Below are 2661 nucleotides of genomic sequence, written 5' to 3'. Positions count from 1 at the left end.
CAATGCTCAAAGTATATGAAGGACAATTCTTAATTGATGCCTTATCTACTTTTTTAGAACAGAATGCAGGTAAAGTTTTCGGTATTTCAGAAGTAATCACTGGAATTTATGGAGAACTAAATGCGGCTGATGTCACAGAAGTCAGGAATAAAGTTCTGAATGAATTATCGCGGGGGCATCGCACAGGGAGATTCTCTAGAGTGCCTAATCAAATTGGGTTTTATACCTGGGACTACAAGTTACTTAAGGGGTCAAATGAGTAAGGCTAAGCATCCCCGCTCTTTATAAATTGAACAAACATGAATTGGGGTATCTGTCTAGACAACACTATTAATCGTGGAGTATCGAAGGTTTGTTCAATTTATTTTTGCTTAACCCCTAAGGGGTTAACCAACTTATGAGAGAGGGGGTGCTTAAGCACTATCAAATCAAGACTCAAAGAAATCCAACTAATGTCAAAAATAATACTAATTTTTTCGACTATCTATCTTTTTATCTATCTAAAGTAATAAGACTAAGTACTGAAAAACCTGATTGAATAAAACGGAATCACAACTGATAATGCCCATTAGTAGCTAGCTTCAACTAGCTACTAGCAGGACTTCCTCGGTAATTGATCAAGCAACTAACGGGGCAATGATATCATGGCAAATTATTTAGAAGGGACAGATGCGGAAGCGGATAGAACAGATAAATATGATGCCTTTAAAGGCTTGACAGTTCTGGCAGTAGATGATGAATGCAATAACCTAACTTTAATTACTTTTATTCTTGAAACTTATGGTCTTCAAGTGATGACGGCAGACAATGCCAAATCTGGATTTGAAGCTATTAAACAATACTCAGTAGCTCTTTTAATTAATGATATTACGATGCCAAAAGAAGACGGGTATTGGTTGATAAAGAAAATTCGTTCCCTTACACTTCCACAAAAAAGAGACATTCCAGCGATTGCTATAACTGGGAATGTTGGATTAAAAGCGCGTGAAAAAGCTCTCGAAGCTGGGTTTCAAATTTATATGGAAAAGCCTTTTGACTCAGAGCAGTTAATCACACAAGCAGCAAAACTGCTATTAAATTCCTTTAAAAACAGTTGTATTAGGGTTCAACCGGGATAGCTGTAAAATCGCAGGCATTGTAAAGTTTTGTAAGAAAGGTCAAGCTAGTAATCGACTAATAGCAGTTTAATTTATATTAATTTATATATTAGAGTTGTCGGGAAATAAAAGCTGAGTGAAGCCGATGTTGCTTTACATCTGAGCGATTTTCAAGCAGCCATCAAGTAAAGGTTTCTAACAGCGTGTCAAAAACTTTCCGCTTCAATCCAGTCAGTGCCCGCAACAACCTATCTTGCTTCCGCGCTCGTTCAATGTCCAGCATCGTCTTGTCCCGTCACTAACACTCTATTTTCGCTTATTTCCCGACAAGTCTATTAGTTAACCTATTATGTATGAAGCATCCTATTAGCGAGGATGATGTCCTGATTACGAGAGCGCTATTTGAGCGTTCACCCAGACCTCAAAACTTGGAGGCTGAGATTCAGGTACTACGGGCTTTGGGACGACAGTTGACTCAGCCTCCATTAGTGATACTCAAACATCTGGTTGAAATTGCCCTAGATCTGTGTCAAGCAGGGACAGCAGGGGTTAGTTTAATCGAAGCAACACCCGATGGGGGAGAAGTTTTCCGCTGGGTAGCCTTGGCTGGAGCCTATTATGAGTATGAGGGAGGCACAGTTGAGCGCGACTTTAGTCCCTGCGGTGTTTGCCTGCGACGGGGAAAACCTCAACTTTTCTTTGAACCGGGACGCTATTTTCTTAATTTTCAACAAGTCAAACCAGCGGTTGTGGAGACGTTAGTTGTGCCCTTAATGTTGGAGGAGCGAGCGCTGGGTACTATCTGGATTGTCTCACACGAAGTTTGGAGGCAGTTCGATGAGGAAGACCTGCGGGTAATGACGAGTGTGGCAGATTTTACCGCAGCCGCGCTCTACAGTGCCCAAGCTCGTCAGTTCGCTGTTGAATTGTCGCATCGTGAACAAGCAGCGCGTGCTGAGGCTGAGGCAGCCAGTCGGAGCAAAGACGAGTTTCTCGCCATCCTCTCTCATGAACTGCGCTCTCCCCTAACTCCAATTCTGGTTGGGGCACAGCTTTTGCGGTCACGAAAGTTCGATGCAAAAACTGATCGCCTCCTAGAAATGATTGAACACAGCGCTAAATTACAAACTCAGTTGATCCAAGACTTGCTAGATGTATCTAGTATTATTCAGGGCAAGCTGAGTTTGAACATTAAACCAGTTAATTTAGTTTCCGTGATTGAAAATGCACTCTCAATGATTCGTTTAGAAGCAGAAGCCAAAGCTATCCAAATTCAAACTTTTTTGGACTCAGCTCAATTTCAAATTCAAGGAGATTCAAACCGTTTACAACAAGTAGTTTTGAATTTGCTCTCAAATGCTGTGAAGTTTACCCCAGAAAGAGGGCAGGTCACGGTCAAGCTAGAGTACTTTGACTGTTGGGCCCGAATAATGGTTCAAGATACAGGTATTGGCATCAGCCCCGACTTCCGGCTGTGTTGCAAAAATAGGTGCCTAAGCAAGTGTTATATTCTTTCAAGAGACTGAAATGCTACAGAGATGAACCCAAAACAACCATTTAAATG

The 2661-nt window shown here is 41.5% G+C and carries 2 protein-coding genes and 1 pseudogene; all 3 read left to right on the top strand.

Annotation, left to right across the window (positions count from 1 at the left end; genetic code table 11):
• Positions 1-263: pseudogene (locus HCR01_RS37605) on the top strand (hypothetical protein); the annotation flags it as partial.
• A gap of 381 nt (positions 264-644) precedes the next feature.
• Positions 645-1118 (top strand): response regulator, encoded by a 474-nt coding sequence (locus HCR01_RS37600; protein WP_193200961.1) that lies wholly within the window; start codon positions 645-647, stop codon positions 1116-1118.
• A 332-nt stretch (positions 1119-1450) separates the two neighbouring features.
• Complete coding sequence (locus HCR01_RS39740; RefSeq protein ID WP_226890084.1) at positions 1451-2623, top strand: GAF domain-containing sensor histidine kinase; 1173 nt, start codon at positions 1451-1453, stop codon at positions 2621-2623.
• Positions 2624-2661: the final 38 nt, after the last annotated feature.

Source organism: Nostoc sp. MG11 (assembly GCF_014904695.1).
GTDB lineage: Bacteria > Cyanobacteriota > Cyanobacteriia > Cyanobacteriales > Nostocaceae > Komarekiella.
Note: the sequence above shows the minus strand (reverse complement) of the source record. Positions and strands in the feature narration are given on the sequence as shown.

What these genes read in the sequence shown, in the direction of transcription:
- HCR01_RS37600 (WP_193200961.1), top strand. Translation starts at nt 645, where the DNA reads ATGGCAAATTATTTAGAAGGGACAGATGCGGAAGCGGATAGAACAGAT.
- HCR01_RS39740 (WP_226890084.1), top strand. Translation starts at nt 1,451, where the DNA reads ATGAAGCATCCTATTAGCGAGGATGATGTCCTGATTACGAGAGCGCTA.